The following is a 745-nucleotide window of genomic DNA, read 5'->3' on the forward strand; positions in this document are numbered from 1 at the left end:
CAGGACTTATACTTTAATACATAGGGTATAAGAGGCACACCCAGGGAACTGAAACATCTCAGTACCTGGAGGAAGAGAAAGCAAATGCGATTTCCCAAGTAGCGGCGAGCGAAACGGAAACAGCCCAAACCAGAGAGCTTGCTCTCTGGGGTTGTAGGACACTCCATTGGAGTTATAAAGAAATTCTTTAGATGAATCAACCTGGAAAGGTTAGCCAAAGAGGGTAACAGCCCTGTAATCGAAAAGGAATTTCCTCCGGAGTGTATCCTGAGTACGGCGGAACACGTGGAATTCCGTCGGAATCCGGGAGGACCATCTCCCAAGGCTAAATACTCCCTAGTGACCGATAGTGAACCAGTACCGTGAGGGAAAGGTGAAAAGCACCCCGGGAGGGGAGTGAAAGAGTACCTGAAACCGTGTGCCTACAAGTAGTCGAAGCGCGTTCATGCGTAACGGCGTACCTTTTGTAGAATGGACCGGCGAGTTATGATTGTATGCAAGGTTAAGTGGAAGACACGGAGCCGTAGCGAAAGCGAGTCTGAATAGGGCGATTTAGTATGCGGTCGTAGACCCGAAACCGTGTGATCTACCCATGTCCAGGGTGAAGGTCAGGTAACACTGACTGGAGGCCCGAACCCACGTATGTTGAAAAATGCGGGGATGAGGTGTGGGTAGGGGTGAAATGCCAATCGAACACGGAGATAGCTGGTTCTCTCCGAAATAGCTTTAGGGCTAGCCTCAAGAT

General features: G+C 49.9%; 1 rRNA gene. It reads left to right on the top strand.

Features of this window, described 5'->3' with window-relative positions:
* Positions 1 to 745: ribosomal RNA gene (locus A9178_RS18330) — 23S ribosomal RNA — on the top strand; the annotation flags it as partial.

This window comes from Oceanobacillus sp. Castelsardo (assembly GCF_001659985.1).
Taxonomy (GTDB): Bacteria; Bacillota; Bacilli; order Bacillales; family Amphibacillaceae; genus Oceanobacillus.